The sequence below is a fragment of the Pseudomonas sp. G7(2022) genome (genome assembly GCF_052660475.1).
Genome location: NZ_CP109659.1, coordinates 3,849,578 through 3,867,248, shown reverse-complemented (window position 1 = coordinate 3,867,248; position 17,671 = coordinate 3,849,578). Strand labels below are relative to the sequence as shown.

At 60.5% G+C, this 17,671-nt stretch carries 21 protein-coding genes; 9 read left to right on the top strand and 12 right to left on the bottom strand.

Going from position 1 to position 17,671, the window contains the following annotated elements; all coding sequences use genetic code 11:
- Positions 1-854: 854 nt before the first annotated feature.
- From infA to aat, 3 genes are all read right to left on the bottom strand, one after another.
- The gene (infA, locus tag NE357_RS17540; RefSeq protein WP_002553999.1) at positions 855-1,073 is read right to left on the bottom strand and encodes a translation initiation factor IF-1; all 219 of its coding nucleotides are present in this window, start codon (positions 1,071-1,073) and stop codon (positions 855-857) included.
- 112 nt (positions 1,074-1,185) lie between these two features.
- Positions 1,186-1,893 carry an arginyltransferase gene (locus NE357_RS17535; protein WP_085732140.1) on the bottom strand — a complete coding sequence of 236 codons (708 nt, stop codon included), beginning with the start codon at positions 1,891-1,893 and terminating at the stop codon, positions 1,186-1,188.
- A 58-nt stretch (positions 1,894-1,951) separates the two neighbouring features.
- A complete protein-coding gene (aat, locus tag NE357_RS17530) occupies positions 1,952-2,632 on the bottom strand; it encodes a leucyl/phenylalanyl-tRNA--protein transferase (RefSeq protein WP_169430936.1) in 681 nt (226 codons plus the stop codon).
- A gap of 475 nt (positions 2,633-3,107) precedes the next feature.
- Here aat and NE357_RS17525 point away from each other — a divergent pair, with 475 nt between their 5' ends.
- From NE357_RS17525 to cysG, 6 genes are all read left to right on the top strand, one after another.
- A complete protein-coding gene (locus NE357_RS17525) occupies positions 3,108-5,516 on the top strand; it encodes a DNA translocase FtsK (RefSeq protein ID WP_169430935.1) in 2,409 nt (802 codons plus the stop codon).
- Between the two features lie 65 nt (positions 5,517-5,581).
- Complete coding sequence (gene lolA / locus NE357_RS17520; RefSeq protein ID WP_007958184.1) at positions 5,582-6,202, top strand: outer membrane lipoprotein chaperone LolA; 621 nt, start codon at positions 5,582-5,584, stop codon at positions 6,200-6,202.
- 24 nt (positions 6,203-6,226) lie between these two features.
- Positions 6,227-7,549: a replication-associated recombination protein A gene (locus NE357_RS17515; RefSeq protein ID WP_169430934.1), complete on the top strand. Its 1,323-nt coding sequence runs from the start codon at positions 6,227-6,229 to the stop codon at positions 7,547-7,549.
- Positions 7,549-7,923 (top strand): fluoride efflux transporter CrcB, encoded by a 375-nt coding sequence (crcB, locus tag NE357_RS17510; protein ID WP_007958188.1) that lies wholly within the window; start codon positions 7,549-7,551, stop codon positions 7,921-7,923. The genes NE357_RS17515 and crcB overlap by 1 nt, the downstream gene beginning before the upstream one ends.
- A gap of 15 nt (positions 7,924-7,938) precedes the next feature.
- The gene (serS, locus tag NE357_RS17505; protein ID WP_169430933.1) at positions 7,939-9,219 is read left to right on the top strand and encodes a serine--tRNA ligase; all 1,281 of its coding nucleotides are present in this window, start codon (positions 7,939-7,941) and stop codon (positions 9,217-9,219) included.
- On the top strand, positions 9,220-10,614 hold the full coding sequence (gene cysG, locus NE357_RS17500; RefSeq protein ID WP_169430932.1) for a siroheme synthase CysG: 1,395 nt from the start codon (positions 9,220-9,222) through the stop codon (positions 10,612-10,614).
- Positions 10,615-10,659: 45 nt separating this feature from the next.
- Here the strand turns inward: cysG and NE357_RS17495 are convergent, their stop codons facing one another.
- The 8 genes from NE357_RS17495 to NE357_RS17460 all read right to left on the bottom strand — a co-directional run bounded on the left by NE357_RS17495 (position 10,660) and on the right by NE357_RS17460 (position 15,263).
- Entirely contained in the window at positions 10,660-11,661 is a 1,002-nt protein-coding gene (locus NE357_RS17495) for a glutathione S-transferase family protein (RefSeq protein ID WP_169430931.1), read from the bottom strand.
- Between the two features lie 91 nt (positions 11,662-11,752).
- Positions 11,753-12,754, bottom strand: a complete 1,002-nt coding sequence (locus tag NE357_RS17490) for a glycosyl transferase family protein (protein WP_169430930.1) — start codon at positions 12,752-12,754, stop codon at positions 11,753-11,755.
- Complete coding sequence (locus NE357_RS17485) at positions 12,751-13,086, bottom strand: TusE/DsrC/DsvC family sulfur relay protein (protein WP_169430929.1); 336 nt, start codon at positions 13,084-13,086, stop codon at positions 12,751-12,753. The genes NE357_RS17490 and NE357_RS17485 overlap by 4 nt, the downstream gene beginning before the upstream one ends.
- Complete coding sequence (gene tusB, locus NE357_RS17480; protein WP_169430928.1) at positions 13,083-13,376, bottom strand: sulfurtransferase complex subunit TusB; 294 nt, start codon at positions 13,374-13,376, stop codon at positions 13,083-13,085. The genes NE357_RS17485 and tusB overlap by 4 nt, the downstream gene beginning before the upstream one ends.
- On the bottom strand, positions 13,376-13,732 hold the full coding sequence (tusC, locus tag NE357_RS17475) for a sulfurtransferase complex subunit TusC (RefSeq protein WP_039767393.1): 357 nt from the start codon (positions 13,730-13,732) through the stop codon (positions 13,376-13,378). Before tusC ends, tusB begins: the two co-directional genes overlap by 1 nt.
- Before the next feature lies 1 nt (position 13,733).
- Entirely contained in the window at positions 13,734-14,126 is a 393-nt protein-coding gene (tusD, locus tag NE357_RS17470) for a sulfurtransferase complex subunit TusD (RefSeq protein WP_169432669.1), read from the bottom strand.
- A gap of 77 nt (positions 14,127-14,203) precedes the next feature.
- On the bottom strand, positions 14,204-14,908 hold the full coding sequence (locus NE357_RS17465; protein ID WP_169430927.1) for a YoaK family protein: 705 nt from the start codon (positions 14,906-14,908) through the stop codon (positions 14,204-14,206).
- A gap of 25 nt (positions 14,909-14,933) precedes the next feature.
- Entirely contained in the window at positions 14,934-15,263 is a 330-nt protein-coding gene (locus NE357_RS17460; RefSeq protein WP_169430926.1) for a DUF6388 family protein, read from the bottom strand.
- A 135-nt stretch (positions 15,264-15,398) separates the two neighbouring features.
- Here NE357_RS17460 and NE357_RS17455 point away from each other — a divergent pair, with 135 nt between their 5' ends.
- Complete coding sequence (locus NE357_RS17455) at positions 15,399-15,749, top strand: hypothetical protein (protein WP_169430925.1); 351 nt, start codon at positions 15,399-15,401, stop codon at positions 15,747-15,749.
- 19 nt (positions 15,750-15,768) lie between these two features.
- On the opposite strand, the gene NE357_RS17450 is transcribed toward NE357_RS17455, so the two are convergent.
- Positions 15,769-16,194 carry a GNAT family N-acetyltransferase gene (locus NE357_RS17450; RefSeq protein ID WP_169430924.1) on the bottom strand — a complete coding sequence of 142 codons (426 nt, stop codon included), beginning with the start codon at positions 16,192-16,194 and terminating at the stop codon, positions 15,769-15,771.
- A 149-nt stretch (positions 16,195-16,343) separates the two neighbouring features.
- Here NE357_RS17450 and NE357_RS17445 point away from each other — a divergent pair, with 149 nt between their 5' ends.
- On the top strand, positions 16,344-16,781 hold the full coding sequence (locus tag NE357_RS17445) for a hemerythrin domain-containing protein (protein ID WP_169430923.1): 438 nt from the start codon (positions 16,344-16,346) through the stop codon (positions 16,779-16,781).
- Between the two features lie 223 nt (positions 16,782-17,004).
- Positions 17,005-17,640, top strand: a complete 636-nt coding sequence (locus tag NE357_RS17440) for a lytic polysaccharide monooxygenase auxiliary activity family 9 protein (RefSeq protein ID WP_169430922.1) — start codon at positions 17,005-17,007, stop codon at positions 17,638-17,640.
- Positions 17,641-17,671 lie beyond the last annotated feature (31 nt).

The window sequence follows — 17,671 nt, the reverse complement described above, 5'->3', positions numbered from 1 at the left end:
AGCCCAAAGTAACCAAAGGTCTTGAGCCCTGACGTACGGCCCTCGCTGTGGCTCGGGTTCCTTCGCTCCGGGATTGATCCGGGGGCATCGCCTACGGTTTGCTTCGCTGCACCTCCTCTCGATGTGTTTGGCTTCGCCAAACGGTCGCTGCGCTCCCACCCCCGGATCAATCCCTCCACTCAGCCTGCCGATGGGCCTTGAGATCAAAAGCTTTACTCGAGCTAACGCTCATCGTTTGAGTGGTGGGAGCAGGGCGTGTTTGGCTTTGGTTTTGTTGTGGGTTTACCCCTCACCCCAGCCCTCTCCCCAAGGAGAGGGAGCCGATTTGTGGGCTTTTCAAAACTTGAGTTCGACCGGTATTGCACGTCGGCGCAGTTCTCCCAAACACCTCAATCAGTTCCCTCTCCCTACGGGCGGTCCGACGTTTCGGGAGGGCTAGGGTGAGGGGCTCTTGATCTGGCCTTTGCTCTTGATCTGGCCTTTGCTCTGGCTCTGGCTTTTGATCTCAAGCCCCTTCGGCAGGCCGAGCGGAGGTGTCCATCAGGGGGTAGGCGCGCAGCGCCGTGCGGCGAAGCCGCATACATCGAGAGGAGGTGCAGCGAAGCAAACCGTAGGCGATGCCCCCTGATGGACACCGTAGCGAGGGAACGCTGAGCCTAAGCGAAGTGCCGTACGCCGGGGCGTAGACTTTTTGGTTACTTTTGAGGCGTTTGTCAAAAGTGACTCGCTGTAAGAGCGAAACCGCCAGCGGCAGCTCCCGAAGCAACGGATATACACTCAAAACTCAAGCACAAACCCAAAACCCAGACAAACAAAAACGCCCGGCAAATGCCGGGCGTCTTGTATTGACTTGATTAGCGAGCGCGGTAAGTGATACGCCCTTTGCTCAAGTCATAGGGCGTCAGTTCGACGCGCACTTTGTCACCGGTAAGAATACGAATGTAGTTCTTGCGCATCTTGCCGGAGATATGCGCGGTTACGACGTGCCCATTTTCCAACTCCACACGAAACATGGTGTTGGGCAGGGTGTCGACGACAGTGCCTTCCATTTCGAAGCTGTCTTCTTTCGACATGCAGTAAAGCCCTCGGTATCCAGTGAATGGCCCGGTGCAACTGCGCCAGGCAAAAGCGGCGTGCATTGTGCCCGAAAAATGGGGTTTACGCCAAGGGGTTTAGGGTTTGCATTCAGTTCAGGATGACCCAGCGCTGGTTAATCAGCAGTTCTATGGGGCGATACTGGGTCTTGTAGTTCATCTTTTTGCAGTTTTTGATCCAATAGCCAAGGTACACGGCTTCGAGCCCAAGGCGTCTGGCTTCGGTGATTTGCCAGAGGATTGCATAGCGTCCGAGGCTGCGGCGTTCTTCTTCCGGCTCGTAAAAGGTGTAGACCGCCGACAGGCCGTTGGGCAGGAGGTCGGTGACGGCAACTGCCAGTAACCGTCCGTCGAGCCGGAACTCGTAAAAACGTGAGAAGGGCAGATCGCGAACCAGAAAAGTCGAGAATTGATCGCGGCTCGGTGGGTACATGTCGCCGTCGGCATGGCGTTGTTCGATGTAGCGTTGATAAAGATCAAAATATTCTTCGCTGAAACCGGGCTTGACCGGCCGCACCTGCAAATCGGCGTTGCGTTTGAAAATGCGTTTCTGCTGGCGATTGGGGTTGAACTGCGCCACCGGAATACGCGCAGGCACGCACGCGTTGCAGTTCTGGCAATGCGGACGGTACAGGTGATCGCCGCTGCGACGAAAGCCCATTTCCGACAGGTCTGCGTAGACATGCACATCCATGGGCTGGCTGGGATCGAGAAACAGGGTCGTGGCCTGCTCCTCGGGCAGATAGCTGCAAGAGTGAGGCTGAGTGGCATAGAACTTCAACCGCGCCAACTCGGTCATGATCAACCCTCGGGGGTAAGCTGGTGAATTAAGTGTAAGCCACGCACGCAAAAGTCGCTCAGCAAACCCAGGTGGCGAGGTTGGGTTGGTCAAGGTGCCGGGACAGATAATCGGCAAATGTACTGCGAGAAATGGCCCGAGCACCGAGGCTGTGCAGGTGATCGGTCGGCATCTGGCAGTCGATCAGCACGAACCCGGAGTCCTTCAGATGTTGCACCAGGGTGGCGAAACCATATTTGGAGGCGTTGTCGGCGCGGCTGAACATTGATTCACCGAAAAACAGCTGCCCCATCGCCAGGCCATAGAGGCCGCCAACCAGTTCGCCTTGATCCCATACTTCTACCGAGTGGGCAAAGCCGCGCTGGTGCAGTTCGATGTAGGCATCCTGCATGGCCTGGGTGATCCAGGTGCCATCGGCGTAATCCCTTGGTGCGGCGCAGGCACGGATGACCCCCGTGAAGTCCTGGTCAAAGGTCACTTGATAGCGCTTTTTGCGCAGCAGTTTGCCCAGGCTGCGTGAGATGTGCAGTTCGTCGGGAAACAGAACGGTGCGCGGATCCGGCGACCACCAGAGGATCGGCTGACCTTCGGAGAACCACGGAAAGCAGCCGTGACGATAAGCCTGGATCAGGCGATCGGCGGACAGGTCGCCGCCGGCTGCGAGCAATCCATTGGGATCGCGCATGGCTTTTTCCAGGGGCGGGAAAGTCAGTGAATTGCGTTGTAACCAAGTCAGCATGGCGTCCAGGCTTGCAGAAGGGGAGGGAGGTGGGCGTCTGGGCCCGATGCAAAGTGTGCCGTTAAATGAGGTGAATGTCCTCCCGAACGTGCCCGATGATTGCGCTCCTGCAACTTGACCGTATCGATGCGGTCGTAGACGGGCGATGAGTGCGGGCGCAGATGCTTCGCTACGTTCATCAAATACACCTCATAAGCCTTTGTCACAAAAGACAATGCATGCTCAAATTGCGGCGCAGGTCGCGTCTGTTTGGCTATGCTTGAGCTTGGGATGCGAAGCATGGCATCGAGCGCGCAAACCCGTACAATGCCGGGCTGTTACAGAATATTCGCAGTGTGCCGTGTTTATAAAAGACCGGACGCAGTGTTAAAAGTAGTCTCAGTTGCGCCCGTCAATTTTTTTACCTGCCTGGAATGGGCAGTTTTTATCGTCATTCAATAGATGGACGCGCCTCTGGCGCAGGAAAAGAAGCGTTTTGAAGAAATCCACGGAAGCACCAAAAACAGTCGTTCCGCTCTGGCGTCAGCAATTGCACTACCGGCTCAAGGAAGGTGCATTGATCGCCATCGGTGCCTTGTGCCTGTTCCTGATGATGGCCTTGCTGACTTACGGCAAGGACGATCCGGGCTGGAGCCACAACAGCAAGATCGACGACGTGCAGAATTTCGGCGGCCCAGCGGGTTCCTACAGCGCCGACATTCTGTTCATGGTGCTGGGTTACTTTGCCTATATCTTCCCGCTGCTGCTGGCGATCAAGGCCTATCAGATCTTCCGTCAGCGCCACGAGCCGTGGCAGTGGAGCGGCTGGCTGTTTTCCTGGCGCCTGATCGGCCTTGTGTTTCTGGTGCTGTCCGGTGCTGCGCTGGCGCACATTCATTTCCATGCGGCCACCGGGTTGCCGGCCGGTGCGGGTGGCGCGCTGGGTGAAAGCCTCGGTGACCTGGCCCGCAATGCCCTGAACATTCAGGGCAGCACATTGCTGTTCATCGCGCTGTTCCTGTTCGGCCTGACCGTATTCACCGATCTGTCCTGGTTCAAGGTGATGGATGTCACCGGCAAGATCACCCTCGACCTGTTCGAACTGTTCCAGGGTGCGATCAATCGCTGGTGGTCGGCGCGTACCGAGCGCAAGCAACTGGTGGCGCAACTGCGTGAAGTCGATGACCGGGTGCACGACGTGGTCGCACCGACCGTCACCGACAAGCGCGAGCAGGCCAAGGTCAAGGAACGTCTGATCGAACGCGAGCAGGCCCTGAGCAAACACATGTCCGAGCGTGAGAAACAGGTTCCGCCGGTCATTGCCCCGGCCCCGGTCAAGGCGCCGGAACCCAGCAAGCGCGTGCAGAAAGAGAAGCAGGTGCCGTTGTTCGTCGACAGCGCCGTGGAAGGCACCTTGCCGCCGATCTCGATTCTCGATCCTGCAGAAAAGAAACAACTCAATTATTCGCCTGAATCCCTGGCGGCGGTCGGCCACTTGCTGGAGATCAAGCTCAAGGAATTCGGCGTCGAAGTCACCGTGGACTCGATCCATCCCGGCCCGGTCATTACCCGTTACGAAATCCAGCCGGCTGCCGGTGTGAAGGTCAGCCGTATCGCCAACCTGGCGAAAGACCTTGCACGTTCGCTGGCCGTGACCAGTGTGCGGGTGGTGGAAGTGATTCCGGGCAAGACCACGGTCGGTATCGAGATTCCCAACGAAGACCGGCAGATCGTGCGCTTCTCCGAAGTGCTGTCGACGCCTGAGTACGACAACTTCAAATCGCCGGTCACCCTGGCCCTGGGTCACGACATCGGCGGCAAGCCGGTCATCACCGACCTGGCGAAGATGCCGCACCTGCTGGTGGCCGGTACCACCGGTTCCGGTAAGTCGGTGGGCGTGAACGCGATGATCCTGTCGATCCTGTTCAAGTCCGGTCCGGACGACGCCAAGCTGATCATGATCGACCCGAAAATGCTCGAACTGTCGATCTACGAAGGCATTCCGCACCTGCTGTGCCCGGTCGTGACCGACATGAAAGACGCCGCCAATGCCCTGCGCTGGAGCGTTGCCGAGATGGAGCGTCGCTACAAGCTGATGGCGAAGATGGGTGTACGAAACCTGTCCGGCTTCAACGCCAAGGTCAAGGAAGCCCAGGACGCCGGCGAGCCGCTGAGCGATCCGCTGTACAAACGCGAAAGCATCCACGACGAAGCGCCGCTGCTGCAGAAGCTGCCAACCATCGTCGTGGTCGTGGACGAATTTGCCGACATGATGATGATCGTCGGCAAGAAGGTAGAAGAATTGATCGCCCGTATCGCCCAGAAGGCGCGGGCGGCCGGTATCCACTTGATCCTCGCGACCCAACGTCCGTCGGTGGACGTGATCACCGGTCTGATCAAGGCCAACATCCCGACGCGGATGGCGTTCCAGGTATCGAGCAAGATCGACTCCCGGACCATCATCGACCAGGGTGGTGCCGAACAATTGCTTGGTCACGGTGACATGCTCTACATGCCGCCGGGCACCAGCCTGCCGATCCGGGTTCACGGCGCATTTGTATCCGACGATGAAGTTCACCGGGTGGTGGAAGCCTGGAAACTGCGCGGCGCGCCGGAATACAACGACGACATCCTCAACGGTGTCGAAGAGGCGGGCAGTGGTTTCGAAGGCAGCAGTGGCGGCGGTGACGGTGATGATCCGGAAGCTGACGCGCTGTACGACGAAGCCGTGCAGTTCGTGCTGGAAAGCCGTCGTGCCTCCATCTCTGCTGTACAGCGCAAGCTGAAGATCGGTTACAACCGCGCCGCGCGCATGATCGAAGCCATGGAAATGGCCGGCGTCGTGACGTCCATGAACACCAACGGTTCCCGCGAAGTCCTGGCCCCTGGCCCGGTGCGCGACTGATTCAAATGCAATGGACGGTGCATGAGGCGCCGTCCACTTTCCCACGCGTATTCAAGAGGACTCCCATGCGTCTTATCCGCATGCTGCTGCCGGTACTGGCTCTGACCACCCTCACGGCTCACGCCGATGACAAGGATGTGGCTCGCCTGACCCAATTGCTCGAAACATCCAAGACCCTGACCGCCAATTTTTCCCAGCTGACCCTCGACGGCAGCGGCACCCAGCTGCAGGAAACCACCGGCGACATGACCCTGCAGCGTCCGGGCCTGTTCTACTGGCACACCAATGCGCCGGCCGAGCAGACCATGGTCTCCGACGGCAAGAAAGTCACCCTGTGGGACCCGGATCTGGAGCAGGCCACCATCAAGAAACTGGACGAGCGCCTGACCCAGACCCCGGCCCTGTTGCTGTCCGGTGACGTATCGAAAATCAGCCAGAGCTTCGATATCAGCGCGAAAGAGGCGGGTGGTGTGATCGATTTCACCCTGAAGCCGAAAACCAAGGACACCCTGTTCGACAGCCTGCGTCTGTCGTTCCGCAACGGTCTGGTCAATGACATGCAACTGATCGACAGCGTCGGTCAGCGCACCAACATCCTGTTCACCGGGGTGAAGGCCAACGAAGCGGTCCCGGCCTCGAAGTTCAAGTTCGACATCCCCAAGGGTGCCGATGTGATCCAGGAATAAACACAGAGGTTTCAACGCTACGTGATGGATCTGTTTCGCAGTGCACCGATTGCCCAGCCACTGGCCGCCCGTTTGCGGGCGACCAATCTGGACGAGTACGTCGGTCAGGAACATGTGCTCGCTCGCGGCAAGCCTTTGCGCGAAGCGCTGGAGCAGGGTGCCCTGCATTCGATGATCTTCTGGGGCCCGCCGGGCGTGGGCAAGACCACCCTGGCGCGGTTGCTGGCGGAAGTCTCGGATGCGCATTTCGAAACGGTGTCGGCCGTATTGGCTGGCGTCAAAGAGATCCGTCAGGCGGTGGAAATCGCCAAGCAGCAGGCCGGTCAGTACGGCAAGCGCACGATCCTGTTTGTCGACGAAGTGCACCGCTTCAACAAGTCCCAGCAGGACGCCTTTCTGCCGTACGTTGAAGACGGCACGCTGATCTTCATCGGCGCAACCACCGAAAACCCTTCCTTCGAATTGAACAACGCGTTGCTGTCGCGGGCGCGGGTCTATGTACTCAAGAGTCTCGACGAAGCAGCGTTGCGCAAACTGGTGCACCGCGCGCTCACCGAAGACCGAGGTCTGGGCAAGCGGCATCTGACCCTCAGCGATGAAGGCTTCCAGATGCTGCTGTCCGCCGCCGACGGTGATGGCCGGCGGTTGCTCAATCTGCTGGAGAACGCTTCGGACCTGGCCGAAGACAACAGCGAGATGGGCACCGAGCTGCTGCAAAGCCTGCTCGGCGATACCCGTCGGCGTTTCGACAAGGGCGGCGAAGCGTTCTACGACCAGATTTCCGCGCTGCACAAATCGGTGCGTGGCTCGAACCCGGACGGCGCGCTGTACTGGTTTGCGCGGATGATCGACGGTGGCTGCGATCCGCTGTATCTGGCCCGCCGCGTGGTGCGCATGGCCAGCGAAGACATCGGCAATGCCGACCCCCGCGCCCTGAGTCTGTGCCTGGCCGCGTGGGAAGTGCAGGAACGCCTTGGCAGCCCGGAGGGTGAGTTGGCAGTGGCTCAGGCCATCACCTACCTGGCGTGTGCGCCGAAAAGCAACGCGGTGTACATGGGCCTCAAGACCGCGCTGCGCGCCGCCGCCGAGCACGGTTCGCTGGAAGTGCCGCTGCACCTGCGCAATGCGCCGACCAAATTGATGAAGCAATTGGGTTACGGCGACGAATACCGTTATGCCCACGACGAACCGGACGCCTACGCGGCCGGCGAAGACTATTTCCCGGAAGAACTCGACCCGATTCCGTTCTACCAACCGGTGCCCCGTGGCCTGGAGTTGAAGATCGGCGAAAAGCTCAACCACCTCGCCCAACTCGATCGTTTAAGCCCCCGGCAGCGGAGAAAATAGTGGTTCCATTGATTGTTGCAGTCTCCGTCGGCGGGATTGCCGGCACCTTGTTGCGCTTCGCCACTGGCAATTGGGTCAACGCCAATTGGCCGCGGCACTTCTATACCGCGACGCTGGCCGTTAATATCGTGGGCTGTCTGCTGATTGGCGTGTTGTACGGCCTGTTTTTGATACGCCCGGAAGTACCGATCGAGGTACGTGCCGGGTTGATGGTCGGCTTCCTCGGGGGGCTGACGACTTTTTCATCCTTTTCACTGGATACGGTGCGCCTGCTGGAAAGCGGGCAAGTGCCGCTGGCCCTGGGCTATGCGGCCATCAGCGTATTCGGCGGGCTGCTCGCGACCTGGGCCGGCCTGTCCCTGACCAAACTTTGATAACGAGAAACCGACATGCTCGATTCCAAACTGTTACGTAGCAACCTTCAGGACGTAGCGGACCGCCTGGCTTCCCGTGGCTTTGCCCTGGATGTCGCGCGCATCGAAGCGCTGGAAGAACAGCGCAAGACCGTCCAGACCCGCACCGAAGCACTGCAGGCTGAGCGTAATGCGCGTTCCAAATCCATCGGTCAGGCCAAGCAGCGCGGCGAAGACATCGCGCCGCTGATGGCGGACGTCGAGCGCATGGCGGGCGAATTGAGCGCCGGTAAAGTCGAACTCGACGCGATCCAGACCGAACTGGATTCGATCCTGCTGGGCATCCCGAACCTGCCGCACGAGTCGGTACCGGTCGGTGAAGACGAAGACGGCAACGTCGAAGTCCGTCGCTGGGGTACGCCGACTGCGTTCGACTTCCCGGTTCAGGACCACGTGGCCCTGGGCGAGAAATTCGGCTGGCTCGACTTCGAAACCGCCGCCAAGCTGTCCGGCGCACGTTTCGCCCTGCTGCGTGGCCCGATTGCCCGTCTGCACCGCGCACTGGCGCAGTTCATGATCAACCTGCACGTCACCGAGCACGGCTACGAAGAGGCTTACACGCCTTATCTGGTTCAGGCTCCTGCGCTGCAAGGCACCGGTCAACTGCCGAAGTTCGAAGAAGACCTGTTCAAGATTGGTCGCGAAGGCGAAGCCGATCTGTACCTGATCCCGACCGCCGAAGTGTCGCTGACCAACATCGTGGCCGGTGAAATCGTCGATTCGAAACAGCTGCCGATCAAGTTCGTCGCTCACACTCCGTGCTTCCGCAGCGAAGCCGGTGCGTCCGGCCGTGACACTCGCGGCATGATCCGCCAGCACCAGTTCGACAAGGTCGAGATGGTGCAGATCGTCGAGCCGTCGAAGTCGATGGAAGCGCTGGAAAGTCTGACCGCCAACGCCGAGAAAGTCCTGCAACTGCTGGGTCTGCCTTACCGTACCCTGGCACTGTGCACCGGCGACATGGGCTTCAGCGCGGTCAAGACTTACGACCTGGAAGTGTGGATCCCGAGCCAGGACAAGTACCGTGAAATCTCGTCGTGCTCCAACTGCGGCGACTTCCAGGCCCGCCGCATGCAGGCGCGTTTCCGCAACCCGGAAACCGGCAAGCCTGAGCTGGTACACACCCTGAACGGTTCCGGTCTGGCGGTCGGTCGTACGCTGGTGGCCGTGCTGGAAAACTACCAGCAGGCCGACGGTTCGATCCGCGTGCCGGACGTGCTGAAGCCGTACATGGGTGGCCTTGAGGTCATCGGCTAAATGAAATATCTGCCGCTGTTTCACAACCTGCGCGGCAGTCGTGTGTTGGTTGTCGGTGGGGGGGAGATTGCCTTGCGCAAGTCCCGCCTGCTGGCCGATGCCGGTGCGCTGCTGCGGGTGGTTGCACCTGAAATCGAAGCGCAACTGCGCGAACTGGTCGCCACCAGCGGTGGCGAGTGCCTGTTGCGTGGCTACGCCGAAACGGATCTGGACGGTTGCGGGCTGATCATTGCCGCCACCGACGACGAAGCGTTAAACGCGCAAGTCTCCGCTGATGCTCATCGGCGTTGCGTTCCGGTCAATGTGGTGGACGCGCCGGCGTTGTGCAGCGTGATTTTCCCGGCGATCGTCGACCGCTCGCCGCTGATCATCGCGGTCTCAAGCGGCGGCGATGCGCCGGTGCTGGCGCGGTTGATCCGCGCCAAGATCGAAACCTGGATTCCTTCGACCTACGGCCATCTGGCCGGTCTGGCTGCACGCTTTCGTGATCAGGTCAAAGGCCTGTTTCCCGATGTGCAGCAGCGTCGCGGTTTTTGGGAAGACGTGTTCCAGGGGCCGATTGCCGACCGCCAACTGGCTGGGCAGGGCGCCGAGGCCGAACGTTTGCTGCAAGCCAAGATTGACGGCGAAGCCATGGTTACGACCGGTGAGGTGTATCTGGTGGGCGCAGGGCCGGGCGATCCGGATCTGCTGACCTTCCGCGCCTTGCGTCTGATGCAGCAAGCCGACGTGGTGTTGTATGACCGCTTGGTGGCACCTGCGATTCTTGAGCTGTGCCGTCGCGATGCCGAACGGGTTTACGTCGGCAAGCGTCGCGCCGATCACGCTGTGCCGCAGGATCAGATCAACCAGCAACTGGTGGACCTGGCCAAGGCTGGCAAGCGTGTGGTGCGGTTGAAGGGCGGGGATCCGTTCATCTTCGGCCGTGGTGGTGAAGAGATCGAAGAGCTGGCGGCCCACGGCATCCCGTTCCAGGTGGTGCCGGGTATCACGGCGGCCAGCGGTTGCGCGGCCTATGCCGGGATTCCGCTGACCCATCGCGATTACGCGCAGTCGGTACGTTTCGTCACCGGGCACTTGAAGGACGGTTCCACCGATCTGCCGTGGGCCGACCTTGTCGCGCCGGCGCAGACGCTGGTGTTCTACATGGGGCTGGTGGGGCTGCCAGTCATCTGCGAGCAGTTGATCAAGCATGGTCGTGCGGCCGATACCCCGGCAGCGTTGATCCAGCAGGGCACCACGGTCAATCAGCGGGTCTTCACCGGCACGCTGGCTGATCTGCCGCGTCTGGTGGCGGAGCATGAAGTGCATGCGCCGACGCTGGTGATCGTCGGCGAGGTGGTGCAACTGCGCGAGAAACTGGCGTGGTTCGAGGGCGCTCAGGGTCAGGTCTGACCCTGAAAAAAAGATCGTTCCCACGCGGTGGGAACGATCAGGCTCTCAACCTCTGCGCCAAACCCCTTTACCGCCCAACCGGTTCCGGTCATGGGCAACATTGAAATCCTGCTTCGGCCCCTTTGGCACAACTCCGGTCGGGTTGATGGTCTTGTGGCTGCCGTAGTAGTGATTCTTGATGTGCTGGAAATCCACGGTCTCGGCCACGCCCGGCCACTGGTACATCTCCCGCAGCCAGTTCGACAGGTTCGAATAATCGCTGATCCGCCGCAGATTGCATTTGAAGTGCCCGTGATACACCGCGTCGAAACGAATCAGCGTGGTGAACAACCGCACGTCTGCCTCGGTCAGGTATTCGCCCGTCAGATATCGATTGGCGCCCAGCAACTGCTCCAGATGATCGAGTTCGGCAAACACGTCGTCGAACGCTTCTTCATAGGCGTTCTGCGAGGTGGCAAACCCGGCGCGGTATACGCCGTTGTTCACCGCCGGATAGATGCGTTCGTTCAGCGCATCGATCTCGCTGCGCAGTGGCGCCGGGTAGAAGTCCAGATCGTTGCCGGTCAAGTCGTCGAACGCGCTGTTGAACATGCGGATGATTTCCGCCGATTCATTGCTGACGATGCGCTTGAGCTTCTTGTCCCACAGCACCGGCACGGTGACGCGGCCGGTGTAGTCGGCGGTGTCAGCGGTGTAGCGTTGGTGCATGAAGTCGAGGTGGTCGAGTTTGTCGCCGCTCGAGCCGAGGGTCTGGTCGAAGGTCCAGCCGTTTTCCAGCATCAGCCAGCTGACGACTGACACGTCGATCAGACTTTCCAAGCCTTTGAGCTTGCGCAGGATCAGCGTGCGATGGGCCCACGGACAGGCGAGGGAAACGTAGAGGTGATAACGCCCGGCTTCGGCGGCGAAACCGCCTTCACCGCTCGGGCCCGGCTCGCCGTTGCGCGTGACCCAGTTGCGACGCTGCGCCTGTTCGCGCTGGAACGCGCCGTCCTTGCTGCTTTCGTACCACTTGTCCTGCCAGCGGCCGTCGACGAGTAAACCCATGATCAAGACTCCATAAACCCATAATCGTTGGAGCTGAGTCTATTCCGATGAGTTCGAACAAAAAGCGCAAAGATCGGGCGTTAATGATCGGCTAAATCGATCTGTTCCGTGCGGCCCAGTATTTCTCGGCGGTTTCGAAAGCCTGTTCACGGCTCTGACCGAGGCCGCGCAGCGCCAGCGCCATGGTCGAGATCAACGCCATTTGCGGGTAACTGTCGACCACATCGCCACGCCAGACGGCTTTCAAATGCTCGATATCCAGCGACGCTGGTTTGACATGACGTTGCGCCGATAGCTGCGGCCATTCCTCGTCCCAGCTCTCGCCGCCGGTAGTGCCGTAAAGGTGGCTGTCGGCATCCGGGTTGATCTCGATTTCGCCGCCGTCGCCCTTGATCACGATTGCCGTATCGCCGAGCAGACCGCTCGCATCGCGGTGTACCGCTTGGTAGCCAGGGTGGAAAATGCTCTGCAAGCCGCAGCGCGCGCCCAACGGATTGAGAATCCGCGCCAGCGAATGGATCGGCGAGCGCAGACCGAGGGTGTTGCGCAGGTCGATCATCCGTTGCAGCTGCGGTGCCCAGTCCACCAGTGGCATGAACGCCAGACCGCCGTTGTCCAGCGAGTCGCCCACCTGTTGCCAGTTGCGGCACAGCGGGATGTTCAGCTCGCCGAGCAATTGTTCGGAATACAAGCGCCCGGCGGTATGTGCGCCGCCGCCGTGCATGAAGATGCGCACGCCGTTCTGCGCCAGGCACTTGGCGGCCAGCAGATACCAGGGCAGATGACGCTTCTTGCCTGCGTAAGTCGGCCAGTCCAGATCGACCTTCAGCGCCGGTGCCTGCAAGCGTTCACGCAAGGCCTCGGTGAAGCCGGCCATCTCCTCGGCGCTTTCTTCCTTGTGCCGCAGCAACATCAGGAACGCGCCGAGCTGGGTTTCTTCGACCGCTTCGTCGAGCACCATGCCCATGGCCTCCCGGGCTTCCTCGCGGGTCAGGTCGCGGGCGCCGCGCTTGCCTTTGCCGAGGATGCGTACGAACTGGGCGAACGGATGTTCGGCGGGCGTTTCGAGGGTCAGCGCTGGATAGTCGGTCATAGGCAATTCGTCGGTTTGGGCAGGCCCGCCAGTTTCGCGGCGAGTTTGGCAGGGGTGCCTTTGAACAGTCGGTTCAGGTGCAGGCTGTTGCCTTTCTCCGCGCCGAGCTTGAGCGCGGTGTACTTGATCAGTGGCCGGGTCGCGGGGGACAGCTGGAATTCGGCGTAGAAGCTGCGCAGCAGTTCGAGGATTTCCCAGTGTTCGGCGCTCAGTTCGATGTCTTCGGCAGCGGCGAGGGCGCTGGCGACTTCAGCCGACCAGTCGTTGAGGTCGACCAGGAAGCCGTCCTTGTCCAGTTCGATGGCGCGGGCGCCGACGGTCAGCGCATTCATAGCCAGCTGTTGACCTTGTCGTGGCGGATCGACAGTTCGACGAAGGCCGGATAATCGATGGCTTCGGCCCAGTCCGGAACCTGCACGGCACGGGCTTGCGCGTCTTCGGCCAGGACAAAGAGTTTCACCCGACGGGTTTCCAGCGCGCTGAACGGCGCGGTGCCGGGTTGCAGCGCATAAGCGGCATCGCCAGACAGCAACAACGCGTCGGCAGCGCCCAGCAGGCGCAGGCAACTGGACAGGCGTTCGTCGCCGAACGGGGAGTGGGACAACACATGCAAAGTCGACATCAGAGGGTGATCACCTGGTCGTAACGGTCAATGAGGGCGGTGATTTGCTCGGCGGCCAAAGGCTGCGCCTCGTCCAGCGAGCGATCGCCGAGGCCGCGAACACTGGCGCTGTCGGCGCAGTAGAACAGCTCCTCGACACCGAACATCGGCAACGCTTGCAGGTTGGCGCTCAGGTCTTTCTGTTGCAGGGCCTTGGCGTTTTGCCCGGCGGCCAGTTGCAACACGCCGTCGTCGAGAAACAGCAGGCCGATCGGCAGATCGAAGGCCCCGCCGGCCAGCACGATGTCCAGTGCTTCGCGGGCGCCGGGGCCGGACCACGGCGATTGACGGCTGATAATCAGAAGGGACTTGGCCATGTCACGCGCCTCCGAAACAGACGAGGCGGTCGGCATCCTGCACCGCGTCATGCAACTGGCCGAGGCCGGACAATTCCCACGGCGCGCTGACGGCCACTGCATCACGCTGATAACGCCCGGCTTCCTCGGCATTCAACACGCCACGGCGCAGGGCCGCGGCGATGCACACCACGCCGTCGAGGTTTTGTTCGGCAATGAAGCTGCGCCACTGCCTGGGCAGGTCCAGTTCGTCCTGGGGCGTGACCACAGCGTCGGACGCGTTGTAGACCCCGTCCTGATAGAAAAACAGCCGGACAATCTCATGCCCGCCGGCCAGCGCGGCCTGCGCGAACAGCAGGGCGCGGCGCGAGGAGGGCGCATGGGCGGCGGAAAACAATGCAATGGCGAACTTCATGACGGACTCGATCAGCAAAACTGCGGCCATGATAAAGCTTTCTCGGCAGAGCAGCGAAGTCGATGTTGCCGCAGACTTCAGCGCGGCATGTACCCCAACTGCCAGCGCCGGGGGATTTTCAGCGAAACCAGGCCGATCAACGCCGCCAGCAAACCGCTGGCGTACAGCGCTTTGAGTCCCAGATGATGCTCCAGTACGGCGCCGAGGATGGCGCCGATGAACATGCCGCTCCACGGCACCAGTTGCACGCGCCAGCCATTGCGCCGCTCCCCCATTATCCAGCGCCCCAGACCGCGACCGAACCGCGAGAGTGCACCGGTGACATAGGTCAACCCGACCGCCAGACCGTTCACTTCCTCCACCGCCGCATTGAGCATGCCCATGGCGACGATCGCCGCCAGCAGTGCCGGCAGTTGAACATCGGACGGCCAGGCGGCAGCTCCGCAGAGCAGCGTTGCGATGCACAGCAGCAACGGCAGCGCGCGGCGCCCGCCGAGGCGACCGATCACCACGCCGAGAGCGTTGCCGAAGACGAACGTGGCGACCAGAATCACCAGTCGCACCGTCAGACTCACATCGCCATCACTGATCGCCACCGCCAGTCGCGTAGTGTTGCCGCTCATGAAGGAAACGAAGTCACCACTGGCCATGAAACCGATGGCATCGGTCATCCCGGCCAGCACCGAGAGCGCGGCCACCATTGCCAGCCCTACGCGACCGCGCCATTTCTGTTTATGCAGGTGGCCGGGGCTGGCGCGGTGAGTCGAGGCGGTTGGCAGCATTGGCGTGGATGTCCTTGCGTAGAGGTCAGGGTTCTATGCCATAAAGGTCGCAATATTCCAACCAGTCCATCCCGGCCATCTCCGCCACTTCGCGGTGCACTTCCAGGCGTTGCGCCTGATACTCCTCGAGTGTGGCTGCGGTCAGTTGCAGCGTCAGTTCCCAGGCAAACAGTCCCTGGCTTTCGGCCTCGGCTTCAAAGGCTTCGTGCAGGCGTTCTTCACGATATTGTGCCTGTGTTTCGCCCTTGGCCTGGGCCAGCAGCGGGTTGAGATGGTCGAGGGTTTCGCGCAGCTCGGGGCGTGCATCGAGAAACAGTTTCAGAGCCTGTTCATGTCGCTGATCGGTAGGCGCCATAGGGGGTCCTTGTGGGGCTGATGACCTTTAATGTGCCGCAGCTGCCGGCCGGTGTCGCGCTCTAAATGCAGTAAAGCAGAACGATTTTGCGCGTTGCGATGATACAGTCCGCTTTTTTCCGAATGAGCGAATGCAATGCGAATGCTGATGGTGGCACTGGCGGCAACCCTGCTGGCCGGTTGCGCGGGTTCGGTGATGGAAGACGCCCGCACTCAAACCCCTTACAAGGTCCTGAACTCGGACAAACCCGAGAAAGTCGTGGCCCAGTGCGTGCAGTTCGCCTGGCAGGACGAAGCGGTGTTCGGTGTGGATGCGGCGGCGTATCTGCAACCGGGCAAGAAGGGTGGCTCGACGGTCTACACCCGTTCGGCGGAGTCGTTCGTCGACTTGACCACTGATGCGTCCGGCACGGTTCTGAATTACTACGCGCAGAAGGACGACTTTGTCGCCAAGCGGCGGTTGGCAGCGCTGGCGACCTGTCTGTAAACCTGGCGATCCGTGGGGCTCAGGCGTCCAGACGTTTCTGGAAAAACATTCGTTTGTGCCCCGGCGGGTAGTCCGCCAGCTCGCCAAACTGGCTATACCCCAGCTTTTTGTAGAACTCAGGCGCCTGAAAATCGAAGGTGTCGAGCCACGCCCCGATGCAACCTTTCTCCCGCGCCAGGTCTTCGGCCATGCGCATCAGTTTGGAGCCGATCCCCTGATGGCGACCTTGCTCCGGCACCGACAACAGATCGATGAACAACCACTGGCAGACCAACCGGCCATAGAGCCCACCCAGAATGGTGTCGTGTTCATCGCGTACCAGCAACGTGAGCGGCTCCGATACGGCAATTCCGGCCTGAGCGACGTTATAGGCGTGCAGGGGCGCCAGAATGGCCCGGCGTTCTTCTTCCGTGGAGTCTTGCGACAGCTCGATCCGTAAACTCATGTGCAACATCCTTATGGCAGCGAACCGGCAGACTATCGCGCCTCGGTCAATTGATCCATCCCGGCATCGAACAGTTGGAACCGTCGCTCCAGCGTTGGGGTCTAGCCCTTCAAGGCGTTCATTCCGAATGCGTTTGTCGAGGAGAGTCCATGAACATTTTCGAAGCCCTTCGCCAGAGCCACGACCGCCAGCGCCGCTACGCCAGGGCATTGATCGAGACCAGCGGCGACACCCCGGAACGCGTCGAGGCCTACAAGCAACTGAAAGCCGAACTGCAAGCTCACGAAACGGCCGAAGAGCGCCACTTCTACATCCCGCTGATGGAGTTCGACAACGGCGTCGACCTCAGTCGCCACGCTATCGCCGAGCACCATGAAATGGACGAAATGATGGAGGAACTCGACGAGACCGAAATGTCCAGCCCGGCCTGGCTGGCCACGGCGAAAAAGCTCTCGGACAAGGTCCATCACCACTTGAAGGAAGAGGAGCAGAAGTTCTTTCAGATGGCCGGCAAGCTGCTCGATGACAAGCAGAAAGAACAGCTCGCCGGGCAGTATGAAAAAGAGTTCAAGGCGCAGCTGGCCTGAGCCGGTGAATGCAGGTGTTTGTAATAACGCCGTGTAGTCTTTTTGCCATGCGCAGGGTGAGAAACATCGCAATGTACTGTATTTATATCCAGTATTATCGGGGTTTTCCGAGCCTGTCCGCGGCAGGCTGCGACAAAACCGCCGATGGACAAAAAATCCCCCTCCGTTAGTTTCAAGGCCTCTCCTCGGAAAGGAGAGTTCTTAAATCAACGGAGTGAAAAACATGAACCAACCACAAGCTCAAACCCAACTGCGACACGGTCGCGTCATTTCCCCTGCAAGCCGCGGTGCGGTGGCCATCGAGCAAGGATTGCTCGGCGGCTGGCAGGTCAACGAGATGGAGGGTGGCAAGAACTTCCCGGCACTGGTGGCCGGCCCGTTTCCGGCACCTTTCGAGTCGGATAACCCGAGTGTCGTGCCGCCGGCCGACGGTCACATTCTCAGCGGCGGCAAGGACGATGCCCGTGACTGTGTGAACTTCACCGACGAGGAAATGAGCAAGAAACTCGGTCGTCCGTTCACCTGGCCACTGCTCAATGTCACTCCTGGCCAGACCCTCGAAGTGAAATGGGAATACACCGCGCCGCACACCACCCGCGGCTACCGCTGGCTGATCACCAAGGATGGCTGGGACCCGAAACAACGCATCACCCGTGCACAACTGGAAGCAAAACCGTTCGCCGAGGACTTCTATCCGCAAGTGCCGTACTACAGCCATTCGGCGGAGCTGAAGGCCAAGGTCAATCATGCGGTAACACTCCCGGCCAACAAGCACGGGCGTCACGTCATTGTTCTGATGTGGATCGTCGCCAACACCGGCAACGCCTTCTATCAGGCCTTCGATGTGGACTTCAAATAAGTCTGCAACCTCCAGCCACACGTTCTGAAGG